This window comes from uncultured Algibacter sp. (genome assembly GCF_947495925.1).
Lineage (GTDB): Bacteria > Bacteroidota > Bacteroidia > Flavobacteriales > Flavobacteriaceae > Algibacter_E.
This window is the reverse complement of the sequence record NZ_CANMAU010000005.1, coordinates 317,383-342,042: the sequence shown is the minus strand read 5'-3', so window position 1 is coordinate 342,042 and position 24,660 is coordinate 317,383. Positions and strand designations below refer to the sequence as shown.

Here is a 24,660-nt window from a genome sequence, read left to right as displayed (position 1 = left end):
TTCATCCAAGCCATTTAAAGATTTTCTTTAGTAAATTTAGCTTACCAGAATATGGCGGATACCGGAAGGAAGGGTCTGTTGTTATACCACGTTTCATAATGCCTTTTTCATGAGTAAACGTATCAAAACCAAATTTCCCATGATACCTGCCCATTCCACTGGAACCCACACCACCAAAAGGTAATCTATGGTTTCCAAAATGAATGAGTAAATCATTAACGACACCGCCACCAAAACTATATGTGTTAATCGTATTTTCTGCGAACATTTGGTTTTTAGAGAAAACATATAAGGCTAAAGGTGTGTCAGAATTAGAGATGATACGCTCAATGTCTTTTTCAGTATCATAAGATAATATGGGGAGAATTGGGCCAAATATTTCTTCCTGCATTATAGGACTGTCTAATCGAGGTTCATCAACCAAAGTAGGAGAGATGTAACAGTTATCAATATTAATATCACCTCCAAATATAATATTGGCACCTTCAAGAAGCATGCTAAGCCGCTGCGTATTATTTTTATTTATGATTCTTGGAAAATCTGGAGACTTTTCTGGATGATCTGAATATCGTTTAGTAATTTCAGTTTTTAAAACCTCTATAAGTTTTTCTTTAATTATCGATTTTACAATAAGGTAGTCTGGTGCTATACAGGTTTGTCCGCCATTAAGTAATTTCCCCCAGACAAGGCGTCTTGCAATCAATTTTAAATCAACGGTATCATCAATAATACATGGTGATTTTCCTCCAAGTTCAAGTACTACAGGTGTTAAAAAAGACGCTGCAGCTTTGGCAACAATTTTTCCAACTTCTGTACTACCTGTAAAAAAGATAAAGTCCCACTTTCTCTTTAACAGTTTAGTTGATAAATCAACCCCGCCTTCAATCGATATGGCATGAGATTTAGAGAAAACAGCCTCTACAATTTTGGTGATAATCTTGGATGTATGCTTTGTTAACTCGCTGGGTTTTAAAACTACGGTATTTCCAGCTGAAATGGCCATTATTAGAGGTTCCATAGCCAATAAAAAGGGGTAATTCCATGGTGCAATAATAAGAGTATTGCCATATGGTGCTTTGTAAATATAATCTTTAGAAGGAAAAGTTAATAGGGAAGATTTAATTCGTTTGGGCTTTCCCCATTTTTTTAGATTTTTTAAAACTAGATTTAACTCAGAAAGCACTAAACCAACCTCACTAATATAAGATTCAAATTCTGATTTTTTTAAGTCTTTTTTTAGAGCATCAAGTATAGCTTGTTCTTGAGATTCAATTTCAAGTTTTAGCGCTTTTAAAAGTTTTAATCTATGAGCAATGTTTTTAGTTTGCTGAGATTTAAAAAACGTACGTTGATTTTCAATAATGTCTTCTAAATTATTCAATACTTGTTTTTTATAAAGATATTTAAATTACGTCAAACAAGCATTCCAAGTAGAATCATTTGGTAAAGGAGCATGAATTGACATGGGTTCCTTTTTAACAGGATGAATAAATTCTATATGTCGGGCATGCAAACTTATACTGGCATCTTTATTACTTCGGTCAAAGCCATATTTTAAATCGCCTTTAATTGGGCAACCAATAGAAGCTAATTGTGCCCGTATTTGGTGATGCCTTCCAGTTTCTAAATTTATCTCAAGAAGATAATAATTATCTAGCTTTTTTATCATCTTATAGTGAAGAATCGCTTTTTTACTATCGGGAACTTCCTTTAGATACGCTTTGGATTTATTGTTTTTTGGGTTTTTTTTAAGCCAATGAATTAAGGTGTCTTCTTTTTTTTGAGGTTCATTTTTTACCAAAGCCCAGTAGGTTTTATGAATATCTTTTGAAAGAAATAATTTATTAAGTCTTGGTAGCACTTTGCTAGTTTTTGCAAAAATAACAAGACCAGATGTTGGCCTGTCCAATCTGTGAACGGTCCCTAGGTAAACATTGCCGGGTTTGTTGTATTTGTGCTTAATATATTCTTTTACTATATCGCTTAGAGGTTTGTCGCCCGTTTTGTCGCCTTGAACAATATCGCCGGCACGTTTGTTAACCATGATAATATGGTTATCCTCATAAAGAACTTGAAGATTGTTTTTATTTGATAGAACTTTATTCGACACTAATATTGCTCACTTTCATTAGGGAAATCTTTGGTTTTTACATCATCAACATATTGGGAAATGGCGGAAGTCATTTCTTCATACAAATGTAAATATCTCCGTAAAAACCTAGGATTGAATTCATGTGTCATTCCAAGCATATCGTGCAAAACCAAAACTTGACCATCAACATCTGGTCCAGCTCCAATACCTATTATGGGTATACTTACACTTTCAGCAACTTGTTTTGCTAATGCCGCAGGTATTTTTTCCAATACGATAGCAAAACATCCAACACGTTCTAAAAACTTGGCATCTTCAATAAGGCATTCCGCCTCTTCTTCTTCTTTTGCACGAACCGTATATGTACCAAATTTATAAATAGATTGTGGCGTAAGGCCTAAATGTCCCATAACTGGTATGCCGGCGTTTAAAATACGTTTAATCGATTCTTTTATTTCTTTACCGCCTTCCAGTTTTACTGAGTGCGCACCACTTTCTTTCATGATTCTAATGGCCGATCGCAAGGCTTCCTTAGGGTCGCTTTGGTAACTTCCAAAAGGTAAATCTACAACTATCAAGGCTCTGTATATAGCTCTAACAACAGATGAAGCATGGTAAATCATCTGGTCTAAAGTTATGGGTAGTGTGGTTTCATGTCCTGCCATAACATTACTTGCAGAATCTCCAACAAGAATAACATCAACACCAGCACCATCAACGATTTTTGCCATGGTATAATCATAAGCTGTAAGCATAGATATTTTTTCACCATTGGCTTTCATATCTACTAGTGTCTTAACGGTTATGCGTTTATATTCTTTTTTTGCTACAGACATGTTGTTAGGTTTAGTTAGCATGTAAAAATACTAAATAAAGGAGATACTGTTAAACTTTTCTTTAATGTGGAGTTAGATGATTAGATATCAGTTACTTTAGATGTAAAATTAACCTAATGACACGATTTATACTTTATTTGACACTTTTAATTACTTCTGTTTTATTTGGTCAAACCGAAGAGAAAATAGAAGTGAAATTTGCTGTGGATACTTTTTTTGAAGGTTTCCATAAAGGCGATACTGCTTTAATGAAAACTGTGATGGCTGATAAAATAATTATGCAAACAGCATTTAGGAATAAAGAAGGAAAGGATATTTTAGTTACTGATGAATCTGGTAAACTTATCGAGGCTATTGCAGATCGAGGGGCAAACCAAAAATGGGATGAACGTTTGTTGGATTATAGTATTCAGGTTGATGGTAACATGGCTAATGTGTGGACACCTTATGAGTTTTGGTACAATGACGAATTTAGCCATTGTGGTGTGAATTCTTTTCAGCTCTTTAAAGATGGTAATCAATGGGAAATTATTTACTTGATTGATACTAGGAGAAAAGCTAGTTGCGGAAAATAAATAGTATTTAATAACCACAATAAAAAAAATAAAGGGCGAACTACCACCCTTTATAAAGATTAATTAATTCTAACTAAATACTATCTGTTAGAAACTTTTTACACTTTTATAAACGTTCAAATCTCTTTTGTAAAAAACATTTTGAAAAGACTTTAAGTTTATAACTAGTTTATATTGATTGTTTTTCATTGCTGCTGGTACTACTGTTCGAAAGTATTTCTGAAACCTTACAAGGTTTTCCTATCTTAATTTAGATGTCCGTAATATCATATGATTTGTTATCAAAAATATTTGTGGTCTTATCAGTCTAAAATAGACCAGATTCGAAGTAGCCTAAAAATATAGATTTAATCATTTATTAGGCTTAATTACCTAAGGTCATGTTCAAAACCTTTTTTTCTTTTCATGACCTAGGGAATTTCTTAAAACTATACTATCATTTTTGTGGTACTGTTTCATGCAATACAACAGCTGAAAATTTTAATGCTGAATTCATATTGGGTAGTATTAGAGTGTTTTATAATTTTTCTTTAAAACTTCTAGGTTTATTTTTTTCTCTCCAGTTTCCATATAATGTTTATAAGCCATTAATGATTCTCTAGCTCCACTTCGCATTTTCCCTTTCATAGGCCATGTTAGAAATCGAGGTTTAAGTCTGTATTCAGAATTTTGGTAAATAATGGTTTCTCCATTACTATTCTTTTTTACACCATAGGTGATAGACATTTTTTTTAAAGGAAAATTCTCCCATTCATAAACGTCATAAGTATAGTACTGACCTTCAGAAAACTCGGTGATTTTCTCCCTAACCAAGATGTCTTTTTTGCCATTTGGAATAATACATTCTCTATAACACCCTAATTCGGCTTCATTATCACTTCCCTTTATAGATTTTGAGCTTTTAAGGCTAGAATGGAATGACCCTACGTTGCCATAACTAGATAATACGCTCCAAGCTTGTTCAGAAGTGACATCGACTGGCATTTCATAATTTACTTTCATTAATTTCATTTTTTTGTCTTTTTGTTGTGAATAAATTTGACCAGTTATTAAGCTGGTAAGTATTACAATTGAGATTTTGAAGATTGACCTCTTTATCATCATAACTTAATTTTTAAATTAGTATGGGTACAAAGGTGTACTAAAAGATTATGAAATTATTAGCAATTAGTGTTAATGATTGCTCATTTTATGTCATCTACGTATTTTGAAGGAGATTTTTTGTAGACCTTCTGAAACATTCTATTGAATGTTGAGATAGATTCGAATCCACTACGATACGCTATATCACTTACTCTAAGACTAGAATTGAGAAGTAAACTAAGGGCTTTTTCAATTTTTTTTTGGTTAATATATTTTTTTGGGCTGGTATTATAGTTCTCTTTAAAAGTCCTATTAAATGTGGATAGACTCATACTACAAAGTCTAGCGAGTTCTTCTAAGGAAAGGTTAGAATACAGATTTTTTTCTATTGTTTTTCTGAATTCAAATTGAGTCGGACTAAAAATTTGAGTTAAGAATTCTAGTTCTGATGGAGATTTAAGTGTTTTCGTTACCAAAATAATAAACTCTTTAAGTTTATTTAGAATTAATTCTTCATCAGCTAAATCAGGGTTTTCAATAAGTAAATTGATACTTTCTTTATAGTTTAAAAGTAATTTGTTTAGATGAACTTTATTTACATTTAAGCGGTTACTTGGCAATTTATTTGGTGGATATGGAAAAATTTCTTTAATAATATCTGGATATAATAACACACCAATAAGCTCTATGGTTCTATGCTTTTTTCGTTGTTCAGGCGTGGTTTCAGCAAAATAATTGAAACATTTGGCGAGTAATGCATTTTCCTTATCGAAGTTAATTATTTGATAGGGAGTTCTTATTAAAAATGTGCCTTTTTCAACAAACATAAAACAGGCTTCATTTTTGTTATATAGTTTGGGGATTCTTTTAAATGTAGGAACCGTAACCTTTTCAAATACGATCTTTTCTTTATAAGTTATTTTTTTTACCTCTATTGGGGGAAGCTCCATTTGAAAAGGGTCAAATAGTTATCTAAATTAATAATTATAGGTTTGTCAACCTGTCAATATAATCCTTACAGACAGACAAACTTTTTTTCCATAACCTATAAGGTACTTCGACAGGGCGATTTAATGGTTAGAACTAGGACGCCTATAAGTTTTGGTATAATGATGAATTTCACCATTATGGTGTGAATTTTTTGCAACTCTTTAAAGACGATAACCAATGGAAAATAGCTAGCAATCGGCTATATTCACGCTAACTGCCAACCCTCCCTCACTGGTTTCTTTATATTTACTATGCATATCTTTTGCCGTTTCCCACATTGTATTAATGACTTTATCTAAAGGAACTTTAATATTTTCTGGATTAGTGTCTAATGCCAATTCTGCGGCGTTAATCGCTTTTATAGCCCCCATAGCATTACGCTCAATACACGGTATTTGTACTAAGCCACCAATGGGGTCGCAGGTTAAACCTAAATGGTGCTCCATAGCGATTTCTGAAGCTATTAAAATTTGTTCTGGAGTACCTCCCAAAAGTTCGCACAAAGCACCAGCGGCCATTGCGGATGATACACCAATTTCTGCTTGACAGCCGCCCATTGCCGCACTTATGGTAGCCCCTTTTTTAAAGATGCTTCCAATCTCTCCAGCTACTAAAAGAAAACGTTTTATGTCTTCAAAATTACCATCATGATTTTCAATAACTAGATAGTAGGTGAGTACAGCTGGAATTACACCTGCACTACCATTAGTTGGTGCAGTAACAACACGTCCTAAAGAAGCATTAACTTCGTTAACGGCCAATGCAAAACAGCTTACCCATTTAATAATTTGACGAAATTTAACTTCGGTATCTCGTATGGCATAAATCCATTCTACTGGGTTGGAATATTTAGTGTCACCCATGAGCTTTTGATGCATATCAAATGCACGTCGCCTTACATTTAAACCTCCTGGAAGAATACCTTCGGTATGACAACCTAAATACATACATTCTAGCATGGTATCCCATATGCGTTTTAGCTCAAAATCTATTTCTTTTTCAGAACGAATGGATTTTTCATTTTCTAAAACAACTTCTGAAATAGGTAGATTTAAATCGTTGCAAAACTTAATTAAGTCTTCACCCTTATCAATAGGGTAGGGAAAAGAGCATTTTATTTCAAAGTTTTTCTTTGCATTTTTGCGTTCTTCTTTAACGACGAATCCACCTCCAATCGAGTAAAAAGTAGATTTATAGGTTTTACTTCCTATGTTGGCACAAAAGGTTATTCCATTGGAATGATATTTTAAGAATTTTTTATTAAAATGAATATCTGAAGATGGGTTAAAGGGAATAGGATATTCATTATTAAATTCTAGAACGTTTTTTTTATTTATTGTTTTAATGATGGTGTCAATACTCTTGGTTGGTATGGTTTCTGGATCTGTACCACTTAAACCTAGCATAACGGCATAATCGGTAGCATGACCTTTACCTGTAAGAGATAATGAGCCATAAAGGTTTACAGAAATACGTTCTACTTGTTCAAATTTATGAGAGGCTTTTAATTCTGAAATCCATCGTTGTGCAGCACGCCAAGGTCCTAAAGTATGAGAACTAGAAGGGCCAATACCTATTTTTAGCATATCGAAAATAGAGATACATTCCATAATTTACGCAAACGTTATAGTGAGCAAATATAGTTTTTTGTGCGTAACATCATGCTGATTTAAAAAATTAGAGGCTGTTATAATGAAACTGGTTATAAACTGACATCAACGTTTCTTGCGCAAGGGATTGAACGGTTTGTTTGAAATCCCCGACAGAGGAGGGATTGAGTAGTGAAAGCCCGACCCTTGTGGTTGCGCTCAAATTCTCAATACGTTTTCACTTTTGTATGATACTTGCAATAACAGAGGCTCTTGATTTTGTTTTGTAAACTGCGACTACAACTATAAACGGAAAGGAGATATGACACTGTGTCATACTTTTTGAGTTGGCATAATGATTGACTTATACAATTCGAATTTAAAAATGAACACAACGTTTCCGTGAAAATGGAAATTTACAAACAATAAAAAAGTATATTATGAGTAAAATTATTGGAATTGATTTAGGAACAACCAACTCTTGCGTTTCTGTAATGGAAGGTAATGAGCCTGTAGTTATTCCTAACGCAGAAGGGAAAAGAACAACACCATCTGTTATTGCCTTTGTTGAAGGCGGAGAAATTAAAGTTGGTGATCCAGCAAAACGTCAAGCAGTTACAAATCCTACAAAAACCGTTTATTCTATTAAACGTTTTATGGGTAATAAATATTCTGAGTCTAAAAAAGAAGCAGATCGCGTACCATATAATGTTGTAAAAGGTGATAATGATACACCTAGAGTTGATATTGATGGTCGTTTATATACACCACAAGAATTATCGGCTATGATTCTTCAAAAAATGAAGAAAACAGCTGAGGATTATTTAGGTGCTGATGTAAGTAGAGCGGTAATTACTGTACCTGCTTATTTTAACGATAGCCAACGTCAAGCTACTAAAGAAGCTGGTGAAATTGCTGGTTTAAAAGTAGAGCGTATTATTAATGAGCCTACTGCTGCTGCATTAGCATATGGTATGGACAAAAAAGGTACAGACCAGAAAATAGTTGTATTTGACTTTGGAGGTGGTACACATGATGTATCTATCCTTGAGTTAGGTGATGGTGTATTTGAAGTATTATCTACTGATGGTGATACGCACTTAGGTGGTGATGATGTTGATGAGAAAATCATTAACTGGTTAGCTGATGAGTTTAAAGCTGAAGAATCTATGGATTTAAGAGAAGATCCAATGTCTTTACAACGTTTAAAAGAAGCTGCTGAAAAAGCGAAGATTGAATTATCTTCTTCTGCGCAAACAGAAATTAACTTACCTTATATTACAGCGACCGCTAGTGGACCAAAACACTTAGTGCGCACATTAACACGTTCTAAATTCGAGCAATTAATTGACGATTTAGTAAAGCGTACTATTGAGCCATGTGAATCTGCATTAAAAGCGGCTGGTTTAAGTAAGAGTGATATTGATGAAGTGATTTTAGTAGGTGGATCTACACGTATTCCTGCAGTACAAGAAGCTGTTGAGAAATTCTTTGGGAAAGCACCAAGTAAGGGGGTAAATCCAGATGAAGTTGTTTCTCTTGGAGCTGGTATCCAAGGAGGTGTATTAACAGGAGATGTTAAAGATGTATTACTTTTAGATGTTACACCTTTATCTCTTGGTATTGAAACTATGGGTAACGTATTTACTAAGCTTATAGAGGCAAATACTACGATTCCTACTAAGAAATCGCAAGTATTCTCAACGGCAGCAGATAATCAGCCTTCAGTAGAGATTCACGTATTACAAGGTGAGCGTGCTATGGCTGCCGATAATAAAACTATTGGACGTTTTCATTTAGATGGTATTCCACCAGCAAGACGTGGTACACCTCAAATTGAAGTAACGTTTGATATTGATGCTAATGGTATCATAAAGGTATCTGCTACTGATAAAGCGACAAATAAAACTCAAGATATTAGAATTGAAGCGTCTTCTGGATTAACTGAAGAAGAAATTGAGAAAATGAAAGCTGATGCCGAAGCAAATGCAGAATCTGATAAAGCTGCAGCTGAACAAGCTCAGAAATTAAATGAGGCTGATTCAATGATTTTCCAAACGGAAAAACAATTGGAGGAGTTTGGTGATAAATTATCTGAAGATAAAAAACAACCAATCGTAGAGGCTTTAGAGGAATTGAAAAACGCTTATGAGTCTAAAGATTTGGAGGTTATTACCCCAGCTTTAGATAAAATAAACGAAGCATGGAAAGTAGCTTCTGAAGAAATGTACAAAGCACAAGCTGAAGCTCAGCAAGGTGGTGCTCAACCAGGACCGGATGCTGGTGCAGGAGAGCAAGCACAGTCTGAAGGAAGTGATGTGGAAGATGTTGACTTCGAAGAAGTGAAGTAAGCAATAATCCCATATAGATTAAAAAACGCAACCTTACTAGGTTGCGTTTTTTTTTGAACGCATATTAACTTAATTTTGATAAAAAATAAGTATGAAAAAAATTAGCAGTATTGTATTGGTTTTAATTATGTTCATTACATCTTGTTCTAGCGATGATAATGAAACACAAGTATTTGAGAATATTATTGGTACATGGATAGGTACAGAAATTACTCTACAAGGAGAAGTGAAAACCGAAGTAAATGGACAGACTATTTTGAGCACCATTACAGGTGATGGTTACGATTTGAATAACGAATTATTATTTGCTAAATCACCGAATACGGTTACCTCTGAAGGTAATTTGAACATGAAAATCACTTATACTATAAATGGTGTTGAACTTACTGAAGATGTTGAAAATTTTGAATTTTTAGGAGATGGTATATGGGAAATTAATGGTAGTGAGTTAATAATTACGGACCCTACATTAGATGTTGAAGATGATGATATTCGCTTAGTAAATATTTTGAAGCTTACCGAAACCGAGTTGATCATTAAAATGACTGAAACTGTGGAAGAAATTGAAGGAGGTGAAACCATAACAGGTGTAACAGAAATTGTTGCGTCATTTGTAAAGGAATAATTTGTGAATTTTTCTGAAAAAATCAAATCGAAATATTCCCCAAAACGTCTTGCAGTAAAACTTAACGCCAAAGGAGAACAGTTTGTAGTTAAAGGCCATCCTTGGGTCTTTTCTAATAATATTACTAAGATAAATAATGATGCTAAATCTGGAGATTTGGCCATAGTTTTTAGCAAAAATAAAAATAGAGTAATAGGGTTAGGATTATTTGATGCAAACTCTCCAATTAGAATAAAGATGCTTCATAGTGGTTCTGAGAAAGTAGAGATTAATGCTGCTTTTTTTCAGAAAAAGATTGATGAGGCTTTTTCTAAAAGGGAACGTATATTAAAAACAAAAACTACTAGTTATCGCCTGTTGTTTGGAGAAAATGACGGTTTTCCAGGATTGATTGCAGATGTGTATGATTCGGTATTAGTTGTTAAAATATATTCTGAAATATGGTTGCCGTATTTGGTTAAAATAATACCTAGTTTACAACAAACATCAAATGCAAAAACGGTTGTTATTCGATTAAGTAGAAGTTTAGAACAATCCAAGCTAAATCAACTTTCAAACGGAGAGGTTGTTTATGGTAAGCTTGAAAAAGAGGTGGTTAATTTTTTCGAACATGGTGTGCAGTTTTCTGCAAATGTCATTAAAGGACACAAAACGGGTTATTTTCTAGATCACAGGGCTAATAGAAGGCAGGTAGGAGAGTGGAGTAAAGGCAAAACAGTTTTAGATGTGTTTTCATATGCTGGTGGTTTTTCGGTTCATGCGCTGTTTAATGGAGCAAAGGAAGTTACAAGCCTAGATATTAGCAAACAAGCACTAGAAATAGCAATTCAAAATGGCAAGCTTAATACGTATACCGGAAAACATAAAACCATTGTAGGAGATGCTTTTGAAGAGCTCAAAAAATTAATAAAAAATAAAATCACCTTTGACGTTGTGGTTATTGACCCTCCAAGTTTTGCTAAACAAGCTTCTGAAGTTCAATTAGCAAAAAAGAAGTATAGTCAGTTAGCTAAACTAGGAGAACAATTAACCAATAGAAATGGTCTTCTAGTATTGGCTTCTTGTTCATCCCGTGTTATTGCTGAAGATTTTTTAGCTATTAATAACCATGTACTGAATTCTAGTAAAAGAAGATTTGAGACCATTCTAGAAACAGGCCATGATATTGATCATCCCATTACATTTACAGAGGGAGCCTACTTAAAATGTGGTTATTATAAATTTATAAACTAATCTTTGAATTATAAAATGATTCAAAGATTACGTCCATATCTTTTTAAACTTAAAGAAATAAACCTTTTTCGTTTGTTTTTACCATAATTGTTTGGTCATCATTCTTAATTTTTATTTTGTACTCTTGTTTTAAAGTATCCACTTCATAGTGATATTTTACAAGGTATACGTCTTCAACAATTGCCCAATTAGGAAATCGTTTTGATACGGCCTGCATCACTTCAAGTGGAAGTCTAACATTGTTATATTTTTCAATTGTTCTTATAATTTTTCCGTTTTTATCGTAAGCCGCCACAATTTTGCCTTTTGGAATATGAAAAGACACGCTGTAAGTATCGTATTCATCATCGTAAAGCTCAGATATTTCATCTTTATGATTATAGTTTAGTACTTCAGATTCTAATTTTTTAACATATATGGGTGTATTATTAGTTTCATGGTTATCTATATACTTATAATTTAAAGATATTATTGTTTGTGGTAATTCGACAGTTTGTGCATGAATATTTGCGACAGCAAATAAAGTGGTTAAAGTAAGCGCTATGGTTTTCATATTAATGTTTTTTATGATAATTAATTGTGTAAAATTAACTATGCATGCATAATAAAAGAATGGTAAAAGTCATATCTCTATTTTTATAACTTATTGTTTTTCATTACATAGGTTAATTATATCTATCTTATTTGTTATGCATGCATAATATTTTTATATTTGAAAAAAAAGACATGAAAACCAAATTAACCGAGCTTTTGCAAATTGAGCATCCTATAATTCAAGCACCAATGTTCTTGGTTTCAAACGTAGCCATGGTAAAGGAAGCTATGAATAGTGGTATAGCGGGCTGTATTCCTGCGCTTAATTATAGAACTTTAGACGAATTGCGATTGGCTATACGAGAGTTAAAATCGGTTAAACCTAATAGGGGGGCATTTGGTTTTAATCTTATTGTAAACAAGTCAAACGTAAAATATAAAGGACAACTAGAAGTGATTTGTGAAGAAGGTTGCGATTTTATTATTTCTTCATTAGGAAGTCCGGAAGAAACTATTAATCAAGCTCACAAAGTTGGCATCAAAGTGTTTTGTGATGTAATCGATTTAAAATTTGCAAAGAAGGTAGAAGAGTTGGGAGCAGATGCTATTATTGCGGTTAATAATCAAGCTGGTGGACACAGAGGAGGGAAATCACCAAAGGACTTGATAGGCGAGCTTAGTTCCAACTGTGATATTCCAATAATTTCTGCGGGGGGAGTTGGTTGTAAATCTGATATTGATAAAATGCTTAACTATGGTGCCGAGGGCGTTTCTGTTGGGAGTCCGTTTATAGCTTCTATAGAGGCTAATGTGACGGAAGAATATAAGCAAGCATGTGTTGATTATGGTGAAGATGATATTGTTATGACTGAACGTATTTCAGGAACACCTTGCACGGTCATTAACACACCATATGTTCAAAAAATAGGAACAAAGCAAACTTGGTTAGAATCCATTTTAAATAAGAATAAAAAACTTAAAAAGTGGGTTAAGATGATTCGGTTTTCAATAGGTATGAATGCTACTAAAAATGCTGCTACTAAGGCAACATATAAGACTGTTTGGGTTGCAGGACCAAGCATAGAACATACAAAAGGTATTCTTCCAGTTAAAGAGATTATTAAAAAATTAGTTAGTTCATAATTCTTAGATTTGTTATAAATATTCTTGCAATGAAAATTTCAACTACCGAACAACTCCGTGAACTCTACAATTTACCAAAAGGGCGTGCAAAAGCTAAGGTTAAAAGTAAATTAGAAAAGCATGCGATTAATTTTATAGAATTCTTGGATTTTTTTGTTATTTCCAGGTTTATAAAATCATAAGATTTAGATATCTCTTTAAAAGGTGTGAATGCTACTGTTTATGTTTCCTAAGTGAATTTAAAATTAGTAAAAAACGATATGTTACTAAAATTAAAACATTTATGATGCGACAAATAATGATAAAAACTGAAATTTCGGATTTTAATAATTAAAACATAACTATTATGACTAAAAAAATTACGCATTCATTATTTATGGCTATTTGCCTTTTGGCTTTTATTACCACGCAAAAAGCAATAGCCCAACAAAGCATCAGTTGGAGTACAGTAGCTTTAGTTGATGGAACTGAAGTTTTAACTGAAGGTACTTTAATAGAGGCAATTAATTTTTCAGGAGGAGATACAGATAGCGCACATGACACTACAATTAACACCGTTCTTTTTTCAGGAAAAGCAAGTGGAGCTGCTTCGGGTAATGCTTTTGCTAATCCTACCACAGCAAACTTTGAGTCAAATACGCAAAACGTTGTGCCCTTTACTGTTGATCAGTATGATCCTGAAGCTCCTGGTATTGCAGTTTATGATGAACTTTTAAGCCGGTTTTTATGGAATGCTGGTGCAGGTACAGTTACGATTTCTGGTTTAGAAGTTGGAAAAAATTATAAATTACAATTTTTTATGGGGGATAAACGAGCTGACCAAGCGGATGCCTTTATTGTAATAGGGGTGCAAGGCGGAACAAGTTATGGCTCGGATGCTACAACTACCTATGCTGCTGGCCCTGGTATCGTAATTAATGGTGCTTTCGAAGCAGAGAGTACCTCTTTCGTACTAGATTTGAATAAAGATTTAAATGGAACAGAAGGTTTTAATTTAAATGCTTATCAGTTACGTGAAGTTGCAAGTTTAGGCGTTGATGATGCGTCATTAATAAACTTCAATATGTATCCAAACCCAGCAAGCAAATCACTTCAAATTAGTTTAGGAAATAGTGAAGCAATTAATTCGAAAGTTACAATTAGTAATATTGCTGGACAAGTTGTTTATACTGGTAGTTTAGATTCTAAAACAAAAAGTATCGATGTATCTAATTTAAACTCGGGAATTTATCTTGTTAAAGTTGCAGGTGCAAACCTTTCGACTATTAAAAAATTAGTAATTAAATAGTCTAGTATACATAATAGATTTATTAAATTTTATAACAGCCATATGTTAAAATAAATATGGCTTTTATTTTTGATTAAAGTGTTTTAAATGTTGAGATAAGGAGTTTATGCTCAGAAATTATTTTTTTAAAATAAATCTAATTAACTTTAATTCAACATTGAATATTATGAAAATCTCCAATATTGAGCAACTTCGAAATCTTTATGATTTACCAATAGGGCGAGCAAAAACTAAGGTTCAAAGTAAATTAGAAAAGCATTCGATTAATTTTATTAAATCTTCACCGTTTATAGTCGTTTCTACTTTTAATAAATCTGGGTATTTAGATACTTCTCCAAGAGGAGGGAAAACAGGTTTTGTTGAAATAACAAATAACACAGAAATTATAATTCCTGATGCAAAGGGAAACAACAGACTTGATAGTATTTCAAATATTATAGATACTGGGCGTATTGGGTTATTATTTATGATTCCAGGAATAAATGAAACATTACGCATAAATGGAAGTGCTCATTTGTCTGTTAACCAAAAACATTTAGACTTGTTTAAGTCAGAAAATAACAAGCCAAAATCATGTATTGTTGTGTCTATTGAAGAAGTATTTTTGCATTGTGCAAAAGCTTTTATGCGATCTAAGCTTTGGGAACCTTCTTTCTATATGGATCAAGATTTATTTCCGACTATGGGGCAGATGCTTAAAGATCAATTAGGCTCTGAAGAACCACCAGAGACAAGAGAGGCTATGGAAGAACGATATAAATCTGATTTATAAATTAAGGAAGCTTGTAAAATTCTATTTATATTTGTTTAAAATTCAGGAGTTAGCTAAAGCTGATAAAAAAGGAATTGTGTTAAAATCACAAGCTGTCGCGCAACTGTAATTAATAGTTTTTAAGCTGTTATAAGCCAGATACTTATCCTGTATAAATTAACCAATAATGCTTTCGCGATTTGAAGCTTGGTCTAGATATTTATATATCAAAGAAGTTTAATTGTAGCTAATTAAACCTTCTAAGACTTCAATGACTCTGCATAAAAAAACATTGAAGTAATGAAAATAAAACAAGGGCCATTAAAATGCTGGGATATCTATTCTGAGCATTTAGCAAATCAAACAAAATCATTTAATACGAATTGCGATATAGAAACACTAAAAAGGTACCAGTGCAAATTAGGGTGGTATACAGACTTGCCTTCTATAATTCGTAGTTATGAATACGATGTGTTGGTTTTAACTGATAATAGCAAACAAATTATTTGGACTAATAAAGAGTTTTCAAGAATGACTGGATATCCTGTGAATTATGCTATTGGGAAAAAGCCTAATTTTTTACAAGGAGAAGAAACTTGTAAGGTAACGTTGGGAAGAATTAGAAATAATTTAAAAAAAGGAATACCGTTTAATGACGTTGTAACAAATTACAAAAAGAGTGGAAGTATATATAAATGTAAAATAAATATTTTTCCATTAAAAAATAATGAAAACGATATTACTCATTTTTTGGCATTGGAGATGCAAGTCCGTTAATAGCATCTAGATTCTTAAATTTATAGTGAAACGGTTTTTGTGGCCTCTATGATATATAGGGGTTAAGTCATTATTTAAAACATTTTCAATTGGTATATAGTTTATCTTATGTACAGGGGAGAAGTAAAGGTGGTTCTCAACTTGTGCATTTGTCTGATCCATTGGAAGATAATTTTCTTTTAAGGGAGTCACAACGAATACAAAAACATTTGTGAATCAAGTTAATTAAAACACAGGTATAGTCTATGTGTTTTTAGATATTGTTTTGTTTATTTTATGCTAAAAATATCAGACAATATTTCTTATATTTGATTTCATTAACAATTTAAGGACTTTTACAATATATAGTCTATAACTTAACACTTTTTAAAATTTAGAATTATGAGAAAAAAATTGCAAATGTTGGCAACCCTACTTTTATTAGCTGTTGTTTATAGTTGTGGGCCCTCAATTAAAGTAACAGATTCTTGGTCAGCACCTGATACGAGAGAAATGATTAATGATTCATTTTTAATAATTGCAAGAACTGATGATTTGGCAACAAGGCAATTGATGGAGCAAGAAATGACTAAAGAAATTAATGCTGCAGGAGTTAAGGCAACATCTAGTTATACTAAATACCCAAAGGTTAAGCATAATCAAAAACTTACAGAAGCAGATATTGATAATTTAGTCGCTCAGTTTAAAAAAGACGGGTTTCAAGGTATCGTTTTAACTGTTTTAAAAGATGTTAAAACGGAAGTTAGAACTGAAGAATCAGGCGGTTATACCACAGGAGGATATTATCCTTATTATTACGGAGGATATGGTGGTTTTGGTGGTTACTATGGATCTTTTTATTCCCCTTACGGATACGGAGGAAGTTACGTACCACGTTCACAACGCACTTATGAATCTGATATTTATAAATTAGAAACGGTTATTTATGATTTAGACAGAGAAGAAAACCGTCAGTTAGTTGCTGTAGTGTCTTCTAATATTACCGATCCTGGTTCGGTTTCTGCTATTGCAGGGCCATATGCTAAAAAGGTTGTAAAAGCTTTTAGCGATCAAGCAAAAAAGTAATCTGCACTTATATAAGGTTAATAAAAACCACCATGTTTATGATTTTAACATGGTGGTTTTTTATGATCTAAATACACACCAATATACACTTTTACCTAAGGTTTTGTATTTTTACTTCTCATATTCTTAATTCATTATTATGTCTTTCTCTAAAGAAGAAATTTCTAAAGTTTTTAATACTATTCGCAAAAAAACGTTAATAGCACATTTGGATATTGAATTTGTTGATTGTAGTGAAGATTTTATGATCTTAAAAATGCCTGTAAATGCTTCTGTTCATCAGCCTGATGGTGTTTTACATGGAGGAGCTACAGTCGCTTTAGCAGAAACCACAGGAAGTTTTGCTGCTCAAATACTTATGGACTTAGATAAAGTGTTTGTTAGGGGAATAGAAATCTCTGCAAACCATTTAAAAAGTGTTAAGGAAGGCTATGTATATGCAAAAGGAGTTTATTTGCATAAAGGAAGAACCACCCAACTTATAGAAATTCGGGTCACGGATGATCATGATAATTTGATTTCGTTATGTAAATTGACTACTATTGCTCTTCCAAAATCAAAATAAATTTGATGACTTCTGAAGACTTTGTTAAACGTATTGAAGATCAATACTTAAATCAATTACCCTTTATTGCTTATCGAAAACCAAACAAGTTAAAAATTAATGCTTTACTTCAAAAAACAAGCGAGTTATTTTTTACTAATAACTTTACCGAAAAAGGATTTGTGTTTTCGCCTTTTGATAATTTAGAAAAAACGGTTTTAATACCAATAGAAAAATCAGAAGACGTAAGTTGTTCTGATTTATATAATGTTCCCAGAAGAATAGTGACATCGCGTTTTACATCAGGTACTTCAGAGGAATCTAAAAAGCATCACATTAACCTTGTGAAAAAAGGAGTTGAAGCTATAAAGAACAAAGAGTTTCAGAAAGTGGTATTATCCAGGCGGGAAGAGGTGAAACTTTCAGAAACGAATCCAATTTCTATATTTAAAAATTTATTGGACACTTACAAGTCTGCATTTGTATATTGTTGGTATCATCCTAAAGTGGGACTATGGTTAGGTGCTACTCCCGAAACTTTAATAAAAATAGAAGGCAAACGTTTTTCTATTATGGCATTAGCAGGAACGCAAGATTATAGAGGAACACTTAATGTAAGTTGGAAAGATAAAGAGAAGCAAGAACAACAATTTGTTACTGATTTTATTTTAAATCATTTAAAACCATTGGTAGATCGTTTTAAGGTCTCAGATGTTGAAACTGTTAAAGCGGGAAACTTAGTGCATTTAAAAACTATCATTTCAGCTCGATTAAAATCTGAGGTGCTTTTAAATGAAGTTATAGATGGCTTGCACCCAACGCCTGCTGTTTGTGGTTTATCTAGAGCTGAGGCTAAGCAATTTATTTTGAATAATGAGAACTATAATCGTGAATTCTATACAGGTTTTTTAGGAGAGTTAAACTTTGAAACCGAAGTAGCGCCAAGGTCTGGTTGGAGAAATATTGAAAATAGAGCCTATGCTGTTAAAAGAAATAGTACACAACTCTATGTGAATCTGCGATGCATGCAAATTAAAGATAAACAAGGCATTATTTATGTCGGTGGTGGTATAACCGAAAGTTCAGATCCTGAAGTTGAATGGGAGGAAACAGTATCAAAATCTTTAGTAGTTAGAAACGCCCTATAAGCATCGGATTTCTTATTTTTGACAATTGATTTTTATTAAATGACATACCCTAAAATTCCTCTTGCGCAGACTGTTGTTCAATTATGTAAAGCAAAGGAAGTAAAACACATTATAATTTCTCCTGGCAGTAGAAATGCACCACTTACCATTGGGTTTACTAATGACAACTATTTTAAGTGTTATAGTATTGTAGATGAACGTTGTGCTGCCTTTTTTGCCCTTGGTATAGCTCAACAACTAAACAAGCCAACTGCCTTAGTGTGTACATCTGGAAGTGCACTTTTAAATTATTACCCTGCTGTAGCCGAAGCTTATTATAGTAATATACCTTTAATTGTTTTATCGGCAGATAGACCGGAGAAATTAATTGGTATTGGTGATGGCCAAACTATAAATCAAAAGAATGTTTTTGATAACCATATTTTATTATCGAGAAACTTAAAGCTCGATTTAAAAGATGAGTTTGAGTATTCCGATAGCCGACAAGAAGATATTCAAATCTATAATGAGAAGGATATTAACGAAGCAATAAATATGAGTGTTTTAAAAAAGGGACCAGTTCATATTAATATTCCATTTGATGAGCCCTTGTACGAAATGATTAGCGCATTGAGCGTCAATCCTTCGAAAACAGAAGTTTCTGTTAAACCTAAGCACATTGAAGGCAATATGATTCAATCTTGTGCTCAAGTTTGGAATGCGGCTACTAAAAAAATGATTTTGGTAGGGACTAACCCTCCCAATGAATTAGAACAGAAGTGGCTGGACATATTGGCTAACGATGATAGCGTTATTGTTTTAACCGAGACCACTTCAAACTTACATCATTCGAGTTTTTTTCCTAGTATTGATAAACTCATTGCTCCCTTAACAGAAGAAGAGCAAAAAGCACTTCAACCAGATATTTTATTAACTTTTGGAGGCTTGATTATTTCAAAAAAAATCAAACAACTTTTAAGAAAATTTAAACCTAAACATCATTGGCATATCGATTCTAAACAGGCTAATGATACATTTTTCAGTTTAAATAACCATATTGAAGCAACTCCAAATCAATTTTTTGAGGTTTTTTTGCCAAAGGTCACGCATTCCATAAAAAGTGATTATAAAATTAATTGGTCTTTAGTTAAGCAAAACAGGGAAGAAAAGCATGAAGAATATTTAAAAGAAATTCCTTTTTCAGATTTTAAAGTGTTTAATAAAGTTTTAAAATCAATTCCTGATAACTACATTTTACAATCAGGAAATAGTTCCGCCATTCGTTACACGCAGTTATTTAATTTGAATAATACAGTGGAGGTGTATTGTAATAGAGGAACGAGTGGGATTGATGGCAGCACGGCAACAGCTATTGGTTGTGCAGTATCTCGAAATAAACCGACTATTTTTATATCAGGAGATTTAAGTTTTCTTTATGACAGTAATGGGCTTTGGAATAATTATATACCTAAAAGCTTCCGAATTATTGTAATCAATAATCAGGGTGGTGGGATTTTTAGGATTTTACCAGGACATAAGAATACCGAAAATTTTGATACCTATTTTGAAACAACACATAATCTTACGGCGGAGTATTTATGCAGGATGCACGCTATTCAATATACAACTTCTTCATCTGAAGAGACTTTGGAGGTAGCCTTAAAATCATTTTACACAGAAAATGAACAACCTAAACTCCTTGAAATTTTTACGCCTAAAGCTATAAATGACGATGTGCTTTTAAAATACTTTGAATTCATTAAGTAATTTGTGACGTTTTGATAAATGTTGTGTCTTAAAATATAGTATCTTTAAAACGGTTAACTATTAATTAATTTTCAAATACATTAAAACGAAATCATTATGAGTAAGAGAGATGAGCTTATTGCTAAATATGCAGCAGATTTAAAAGATAAATGTGGTGTAAATGCAGATATGGATTTATTAACTAAAGTAACTATTGGTTGTGGTCCTTCAATTTACAATGCCGATGCTTCAACAGTATCGGGGTCTGATGATTCAGAATTGGCAACTGTTAAAAACAATTTCTTAATTAAAAAATTAGGACTTAGTGATGGCGCAGATTTAGATAAGGGAATTGAAGCTGTTATGGAGCAGTATGGTAAGTCAAATAGAAATAAATATAGAGCGGTTGTTTATTATTTGCTAACAAAGCATTTTGGTAAAGAAACTGTATACTAGAATATAAAATTTTTAAGTTAAAAAGCGCTACATAATTGTAGCGCTTTTTTTTGTGATAAGTATACTAATTGGTTTAAATTTTTATTATCAATCAATCAAACAGTCTTTCTTAATATGATTACCTTTGCACCATGATAATATTAGGGGAAGTAAATACATTAGAAATATTACGTGAAACAGATCATGGTATATATTTAATTGATAATGAAGATAACGAAGTGTTACTTCCAAATCGTTATGTCCCTCAATCATTTAAAATTTGGGATAAGCTAGATGTTTTTGTTTATTTAGACAATGAAGAGCGACCTGTGGCCACCACAGATATGCCATATGTTAAGCGTGGTGATTTTGCTTTATTACGTTGTAATCAGGTTACCGATTATGGTGCGTTTTTAGATTGGGGGCTGGTAAAGGAATTATTTTGCCCGTTTAAAGAGCAAGCCTTTAAAATGAAACCTGGAGGTTGGTATTTGGTACATTGTTATTTAGATGAAAAAACAGATCGGTTAGTTGCTTCTAGTAAAACCAATAGATTTTTAGATAATAGTGAACTTACTGTTAAAGCGTTTGATGAAGTAGATTTAATTGTTTCGCATCCATCAGATATTGGTATGAATGTGATTGTAAATAAAATGCATTCGGGTTTAATTTATAAGGATAACATTTTTAAAGACCTTAGTATAGGAGATAAGTTAAAAGGAGTTATAAAAAAAGTACGCCTAGGAAATAAGTTAGATGTCGCTTTAGGACAGATAGGCTATAGAAATATAGAGCCCAATGCTAACCGAGTTTTACAAGAACTTCAAGATAATAGTGGTTTTTTAAATCTTACTGATAAATCAAGTCCAGAAGCTATCAAAGATATACTACAAATGAGTAAAAAAAATTTTAAAAAGGCTGTTGGAACTCTATATAAACAACGTCAGATTGAGATAAGAACGGATGGTATTTATTTATTAGAAACTTAATATGTCTAATTTAGAGTAGGCTTTCTTCTTATTTAAATATTGCTCGTCCAGTTACGATTAGATATCCTCTAGCTTCCAAGTTCTTACCCAGTCGTATTTAGTTGTTAAATCGTCTTTAGAGCCTGTTTCAAAAATATTATCAACATCTATAGGGTTCCAATCATAGGTTTCAATAGCCATAGTTATATGCCCTTCAATGTCAAAATCTGTTGGAGGAGTAATAGTGTAGACATATTCACCATCTAGGTAAAATAATAATTCAGTTGGCGACTTCCACCAGCACCCATAAACAAAAAATCTTGAATTATTTTTTTCATCTAGGTTTACCTTACCAGGAGATTGTTTTGATTCATTAACTTCTGTGTCGCATGATCTTTGATGCCTCCATGTGTTGGAATGATAAATAGCATCCCATTTTTTTGCCCAAGAATGAGTACCATCATGGGTTCTTCCTACACATTCTTGTATATCCAATTCAAGTTTTCTAATGGGACCTGAATTACAGTTTTGAGGAAAAGCTATCCAAAATGTAGAAGACATAACGGTTTTATTGGCTTTCATACGACACTCATAATATTGACCATATTTAGCTTTAGTTTTAGACCTAAGAATTGCTCCACCATGGGTCCAAGATGTGTTGTTTACATTTTTTGGTGTATCAAATTTCTCAACTGTAATGTTAAGGTTTCCGTTGCTAACACTTACATTATCAGATTCAAATAAGGCAGGAGGTCTTCCATACCACCTAAAAGGGTCACTAGCGGGGTTCCTGTGCCATTTATTGTCATCAAAATCAGTATCATTAAATTCATCGGATAACTCTTCAATTTTACTCCACTTCTTTCCAGTAGGAGTAGGATTATTGTTAACAAAATAGGGCATTGATTGTAATGGGACTTCTTGTGTTATTTCCACATCAAAACTACATGAGGCAGTATTCCCTGATGCATCTTTTACCTCAAAGGTATTTGTGGTGTTTCCAATTGGGAATAGACTGCCTGATTTCAGCCCTTCAGTTTGTATTGTAACTGCACCTTCAATATTGTCTGTGCCAACAGGAGTTTCATAATCAACAGTTATACTGTTAGAAAACTGATCTGCACTAATATTTATATTATCAAGACACTTAATCGTTGGTAAGATCTTATCTTCACTTTTTTGTTTCTCCTCTGCTTCCATATTAGAACCATCACTACTGCATGAATTTAACAATAGAGATAAAGATAATAGAAGTAAATAGTTCAAATAATTCTTTAACATGCTTTATTAATTTAAAATACAAAGATACATGTTGGAAATATAAAAACAGGAATACATATGACCTAAAGAGTAGTAACATATGTTTTTTAAAAAAATTAGTGACTACAATTTTTAAAAATTAATTTAATAAGTATTATGCATAATCAATTTTATATTTTTGTGTGATGATAAACCAAGATACAATAGTGGCATTAGCAACCCCGTCAGGAGCTGGGGCTATAGCAATTATACGTTTGTCTGGTAGTAATGCCATTGAAATCGTAGATCAATGTTTTAAATCTGTAAAGGATAAAAAGTCTCTTTTAGAACAAAAAACGCATACTATTCATTTAGGGCTGGTTGTTGATAACAACAAAACTATAGATGAAGTTTTGGTATCGGTGTTTAAAAACCCTAATTCTTATACCGGTGAAAATGTAGTTGAAATTTCGTGTCATGGATCCAACTATATACAACAAGAAATTATTCAGTTATTCCTTCGAAAAGGATGTAGAATGGCTACAGCTGGTGAATTTACGTTAAGAGCTTTTTTAAATGGTAAATTAGATTTGTCACAGGCTGAAGCTGTAGCAGATTTGATATCAAGTGATAATGAGGCAAGCCATCAAATAGCTATGCAGCAGATGCGCGGCGGGTTTTCATCAGAGATTGCCAAGCTCCGAGAAGAACTTTTAAATTTTGCATCGCTTATTGAATTAGAACTAGATTTTGCCGAGGAAGATGTTGAGTTTGCAGATAGAACACGGTTTAAAGAATTGATAGAACGTATACGTTTTGTATTAAAACGACTCATTGATTCTTTTGCAGTTGGAAATGTAATTAAGAATGGTATCCCAGTAACGATAGTGGGCGAACCTAATGTTGGAAAATCAACGCTCTTAAATGCATTTCTAAATGAAGAGCGTGCCATAGTTTCTGATATAGCAGGAACTACAAGAGACTCTATTGAAGATGAAATAAGTATCGGTGGAATTGGTTTTAGATTTATAGATACCGCCGGAATAAGAGAAACAGATGATGTTGTTGAAAGTATAGGTATTAAAAAAACCTTTGAGAAAATTGATCAGGCTCAAGTAGTTATTTATTTATTTGATGCATCCGATTTTAAGACAGCCAGTTCAACATTTAAAGTTGAAATTGAGAAAATAAAAAATAAGTACCCACAAAAGCCACTCATTGTTATTGCTAATAAGATTGATAAACTTTCTGAAGTTGAAATTTTAAGCCTGAAAGCCGAAGTATCGAATGTAGAATTGTTATCGGCTAAAACTAAAATGGGTGTCGATGCCTTACAAGAAAAACTACTTGGCTTTGTAAACACTGGTGCATTAAGGAATAATGATACAATAGTAACTAATTCAAGGCATTATGATTCGTTATTGAAAGCTTTTGAAGAAATAGATAGAGTTAAGTGTGGGCTGGACTCTCAGCTTTCTGGTGATTTGTTAGCTATAGATATTCGCCAAGCGCTTTATCATTTTGGTGAGATCACTGGTGAAATTACGAATGATGATTTACTAGGAAATATTTTTGCCAATTTTTGTATCGGAAAGTAATTAGTAATTCCATCTGATTACATTTAATTTTAATTAACTGTAAATCATGTTACTGTTAATAATTTCAAGCG

23 protein-coding genes and 1 riboswitch are annotated in these 24,660 nt (G+C 32.8%); of the genes, 15 read left to right on the top strand and 8 right to left on the bottom strand.

From position 1 onward, the window contains the following. Window position 1 precedes the first annotated feature (1 nt). From Q0857_RS12480 to panB, 3 genes are all read right to left on the bottom strand, one after another. Window positions 2–1,381, bottom strand: a complete 1,380-nt coding sequence (locus Q0857_RS12480; protein WP_298535761.1) for an aldehyde dehydrogenase — start codon at window positions 1,379–1,381, stop codon at window positions 2–4. A 27-nt stretch (window positions 1,382–1,408) separates the two neighbouring features. Then, on the bottom strand, window positions 1,409–2,044 hold the full coding sequence (locus tag Q0857_RS12475) for an RluA family pseudouridine synthase (RefSeq protein WP_298535759.1): 636 nt from the start codon (window positions 2,042–2,044) through the stop codon (window positions 1,409–1,411). A 65-nt stretch (window positions 2,045–2,109) separates the two neighbouring features. Next, window positions 2,110–2,928, bottom strand: coding sequence for a 3-methyl-2-oxobutanoate hydroxymethyltransferase (panB, locus tag Q0857_RS12470; protein ID WP_298535757.1), 819 nt, complete (start codon window positions 2,926–2,928; stop codon window positions 2,110–2,112). Window positions 2,929–3,044: 116 nt separating this feature from the next. Between panB and Q0857_RS12465 the strand changes: the two genes are divergently transcribed. Next, a complete protein-coding gene (locus Q0857_RS12465; protein WP_298535755.1) occupies window positions 3,045–3,503 on the top strand; it encodes a nuclear transport factor 2 family protein in 459 nt (152 codons plus the stop codon). 507 nt (window positions 3,504–4,010) lie between these two features. Here the strand turns inward: Q0857_RS12465 and Q0857_RS12460 are convergent. The 3 genes from Q0857_RS12460 to Q0857_RS12450 all read right to left on the bottom strand — a co-directional run bounded on the left by Q0857_RS12460 (window position 4,011) and on the right by Q0857_RS12450 (window position 7,186). Further along, window positions 4,011–4,505 (bottom strand): SRPBCC family protein, encoded by a 495-nt coding sequence (locus Q0857_RS12460; protein ID WP_298535753.1) that lies wholly within the window; start codon window positions 4,503–4,505, stop codon window positions 4,011–4,013. Window positions 4,506–4,687: 182 nt separating this feature from the next. Then, on the bottom strand, window positions 4,688–5,536 hold the full coding sequence (locus tag Q0857_RS12455) for an AraC family transcriptional regulator (protein ID WP_298535751.1): 849 nt from the start codon (window positions 5,534–5,536) through the stop codon (window positions 4,688–4,690). A 228-nt stretch (window positions 5,537–5,764) separates the two neighbouring features. Beyond that, complete coding sequence (locus Q0857_RS12450) at window positions 5,765–7,186, bottom strand: L-serine ammonia-lyase (protein WP_298535749.1); 1,422 nt, start codon at window positions 7,184–7,186, stop codon at window positions 5,765–5,767. A 419-nt stretch (window positions 7,187–7,605) separates the two neighbouring features. Here Q0857_RS12450 and dnaK point away from each other — a divergent pair, with 419 nt between their 5' ends. The 3 genes from dnaK to Q0857_RS12435 all read left to right on the top strand — a co-directional run bounded on the left by dnaK (window position 7,606) and on the right by Q0857_RS12435 (window position 11,374). Next, window positions 7,606–9,516 carry a molecular chaperone DnaK gene (dnaK, locus tag Q0857_RS12445; RefSeq protein ID WP_298535746.1) on the top strand — a complete coding sequence of 637 codons (1,911 nt, stop codon included), beginning with the start codon at window positions 7,606–7,608 and terminating at the stop codon, window positions 9,514–9,516. Window positions 9,517–9,607: 91 nt separating this feature from the next. Then, entirely contained in the window at window positions 9,608–10,141 is a 534-nt protein-coding gene (locus Q0857_RS12440) for a hypothetical protein (RefSeq protein ID WP_298535744.1), read from the top strand. A gap of 3 nt (window positions 10,142–10,144) precedes the next feature. Next, window positions 10,145–11,374, top strand: a complete 1,230-nt coding sequence (locus tag Q0857_RS12435; protein ID WP_298535742.1) for a class I SAM-dependent rRNA methyltransferase — start codon at window positions 10,145–10,147, stop codon at window positions 11,372–11,374. A gap of 49 nt (window positions 11,375–11,423) precedes the next feature. On the opposite strand, the gene Q0857_RS12430 is transcribed toward Q0857_RS12435, so the two are convergent. Continuing rightward, a complete protein-coding gene (locus tag Q0857_RS12430) occupies window positions 11,424–11,927 on the bottom strand; it encodes a nicotinate-nucleotide adenylyltransferase (RefSeq protein ID WP_298535740.1) in 504 nt (167 codons plus the stop codon). Window positions 11,928–12,100: 173 nt separating this feature from the next. Here Q0857_RS12430 and Q0857_RS12425 point away from each other — a divergent pair, with 173 nt between their 5' ends. The 10 genes from Q0857_RS12425 (at window position 12,101) to Q0857_RS12380 (ending at window position 21,773) form a co-directional block, all read left to right on the top strand. Further along, complete coding sequence (locus tag Q0857_RS12425) at window positions 12,101–13,051, top strand: nitronate monooxygenase family protein (protein ID WP_298535738.1); 951 nt, start codon at window positions 12,101–12,103, stop codon at window positions 13,049–13,051. 346 nt (window positions 13,052–13,397) lie between these two features. Next, on the top strand, window positions 13,398–14,339 hold the full coding sequence (locus Q0857_RS12420; RefSeq protein ID WP_298535735.1) for a T9SS type A sorting domain-containing protein: 942 nt from the start codon (window positions 13,398–13,400) through the stop codon (window positions 14,337–14,339). A 166-nt stretch (window positions 14,340–14,505) separates the two neighbouring features. After that, window positions 14,506–15,111 carry an MSMEG_1061 family FMN-dependent PPOX-type flavoprotein gene (locus Q0857_RS12415; RefSeq protein WP_298535733.1) on the top strand — a complete coding sequence of 202 codons (606 nt, stop codon included), beginning with the start codon at window positions 14,506–14,508 and terminating at the stop codon, window positions 15,109–15,111. Between the two features lie 28 nt (window positions 15,112–15,139). After that, window positions 15,140–15,276: riboswitch (cobalamin riboswitch) on the top strand. A gap of 114 nt (window positions 15,277–15,390) precedes the next feature. Next, window positions 15,391–15,867 (top strand): PAS domain-containing protein, encoded by a 477-nt coding sequence (locus tag Q0857_RS12410; RefSeq protein WP_298535731.1) that lies wholly within the window; start codon window positions 15,391–15,393, stop codon window positions 15,865–15,867. 381 nt (window positions 15,868–16,248) lie between these two features. After that, window positions 16,249–16,932 carry a hypothetical protein gene (locus Q0857_RS12405; RefSeq protein WP_298535729.1) on the top strand — a complete coding sequence of 228 codons (684 nt, stop codon included), beginning with the start codon at window positions 16,249–16,251 and terminating at the stop codon, window positions 16,930–16,932. A gap of 139 nt (window positions 16,933–17,071) precedes the next feature. Beyond that, on the top strand, window positions 17,072–17,497 hold the full coding sequence (locus Q0857_RS12400; protein ID WP_298535727.1) for a PaaI family thioesterase: 426 nt from the start codon (window positions 17,072–17,074) through the stop codon (window positions 17,495–17,497). Window positions 17,498–17,502: 5 nt separating this feature from the next. Further along, entirely contained in the window at window positions 17,503–18,624 is a 1,122-nt protein-coding gene (locus Q0857_RS12395; protein WP_298535725.1) for a chorismate-binding protein, read from the top strand. 39 nt (window positions 18,625–18,663) lie between these two features. After that, the gene (gene menD / locus Q0857_RS12390; protein WP_298535723.1) at window positions 18,664–20,370 is read left to right on the top strand and encodes a 2-succinyl-5-enolpyruvyl-6-hydroxy-3-cyclohexene-1-carboxylic-acid synthase; all 1,707 of its coding nucleotides are present in this window, start codon (window positions 18,664–18,666) and stop codon (window positions 20,368–20,370) included. A gap of 96 nt (window positions 20,371–20,466) precedes the next feature. Beyond that, complete coding sequence (locus Q0857_RS12385; RefSeq protein ID WP_298535721.1) at window positions 20,467–20,805, top strand: DUF2853 family protein; 339 nt, start codon at window positions 20,467–20,469, stop codon at window positions 20,803–20,805. Between the two features lie 131 nt (window positions 20,806–20,936). Then, complete coding sequence (locus tag Q0857_RS12380) at window positions 20,937–21,773, top strand: S1-like domain-containing RNA-binding protein (RefSeq protein WP_298535718.1); 837 nt, start codon at window positions 20,937–20,939, stop codon at window positions 21,771–21,773. A gap of 57 nt (window positions 21,774–21,830) precedes the next feature. Here Q0857_RS12380 and Q0857_RS12375 read toward each other — a convergent pair whose 3' ends face one another. After that, the gene (locus Q0857_RS12375; RefSeq protein WP_298535716.1) at window positions 21,831–23,033 is read right to left on the bottom strand and encodes an HYR domain-containing protein; all 1,203 of its coding nucleotides are present in this window, start codon (window positions 23,031–23,033) and stop codon (window positions 21,831–21,833) included. Window positions 23,034–23,197: 164 nt separating this feature from the next. Between Q0857_RS12375 and mnmE the strand changes: the two genes are divergently transcribed. After that, window positions 23,198–24,589: a tRNA uridine-5-carboxymethylaminomethyl(34) synthesis GTPase MnmE gene (gene mnmE, locus Q0857_RS12370; RefSeq protein ID WP_298535713.1), complete on the top strand. Its 1,392-nt coding sequence runs from the start codon at window positions 23,198–23,200 to the stop codon at window positions 24,587–24,589. Window positions 24,590–24,660: the final 71 nt, after the last annotated feature.

Bases quoted from the DNA above. Each gene is read 5' to 3' on its own strand.
- Q0857_RS12400 (WP_298535727.1), top strand. From the start codon at position 17,072: ATGTCTTTCTCTAAAGAAGAAATTTCTAAAGTTTTTAATACTATTCGC.
- Q0857_RS12375 (WP_298535716.1), bottom strand. From the start codon at position 23,033: ATGTTAAAGAATTATTTGAACTATTTACTTCTATTATCTTTATCTCTA.
- Q0857_RS12430 (WP_298535740.1), bottom strand. From the start codon at position 11,927: ATGAAAACCATAGCGCTTACTTTAACCACTTTATTTGCTGTCGCAAAT.
- Q0857_RS12455 (WP_298535751.1), bottom strand. From the start codon at position 5,536: ATGGAGCTTCCCCCAATAGAGGTAAAAAAAATAACTTATAAAGAAAAG.
- Q0857_RS12385 (WP_298535721.1), top strand. From the start codon at position 20,467: ATGAGTAAGAGAGATGAGCTTATTGCTAAATATGCAGCAGATTTAAAA.
- Q0857_RS12395 (WP_298535725.1), top strand. From the start codon at position 17,503: ATGACTTCTGAAGACTTTGTTAAACGTATTGAAGATCAATACTTAAAT.
- Q0857_RS12460 (WP_298535753.1), bottom strand. From the start codon at position 4,505: ATGAAAGTAAATTATGAAATGCCAGTCGATGTCACTTCTGAACAAGCT.
- Q0857_RS12410 (WP_298535731.1), top strand. From the start codon at position 15,391: ATGAAAATAAAACAAGGGCCATTAAAATGCTGGGATATCTATTCTGAG.
- Q0857_RS12475 (WP_298535759.1), bottom strand. From the start codon at position 2,044: ATGGTTAACAAACGTGCCGGCGATATTGTTCAAGGCGACAAAACGGGC.
- panB (WP_298535757.1), bottom strand. From the start codon at position 2,928: ATGTCTGTAGCAAAAAAAGAATATAAACGCATAACCGTTAAGACACTA.
- Q0857_RS12420 (WP_298535735.1), top strand. From the start codon at position 13,398: ATGACTAAAAAAATTACGCATTCATTATTTATGGCTATTTGCCTTTTG.
- Q0857_RS12405 (WP_298535729.1), top strand. From the start codon at position 16,249: ATGAGAAAAAAATTGCAAATGTTGGCAACCCTACTTTTATTAGCTGTT.
- Q0857_RS12380 (WP_298535718.1), top strand. From the start codon at position 20,937: ATGATAATATTAGGGGAAGTAAATACATTAGAAATATTACGTGAAACA.
- Q0857_RS12415 (WP_298535733.1), top strand. From the start codon at position 14,506: ATGAAAATCTCCAATATTGAGCAACTTCGAAATCTTTATGATTTACCA.
- menD (WP_298535723.1), top strand. From the start codon at position 18,664: ATGACATACCCTAAAATTCCTCTTGCGCAGACTGTTGTTCAATTATGT.
- Q0857_RS12450 (WP_298535749.1), bottom strand. From the start codon at position 7,186: ATGGAATGTATCTCTATTTTCGATATGCTAAAAATAGGTATTGGCCCT.
- Q0857_RS12440 (WP_298535744.1), top strand. From the start codon at position 9,608: ATGAAAAAAATTAGCAGTATTGTATTGGTTTTAATTATGTTCATTACA.
- Q0857_RS12465 (WP_298535755.1), top strand. From the start codon at position 3,045: ATGACACGATTTATACTTTATTTGACACTTTTAATTACTTCTGTTTTA.
- Q0857_RS12425 (WP_298535738.1), top strand. From the start codon at position 12,101: ATGAAAACCAAATTAACCGAGCTTTTGCAAATTGAGCATCCTATAATT.
- mnmE (WP_298535713.1), top strand. From the start codon at position 23,198: ATGATAAACCAAGATACAATAGTGGCATTAGCAACCCCGTCAGGAGCT.
- dnaK (WP_298535746.1), top strand. From the start codon at position 7,606: ATGAGTAAAATTATTGGAATTGATTTAGGAACAACCAACTCTTGCGTT.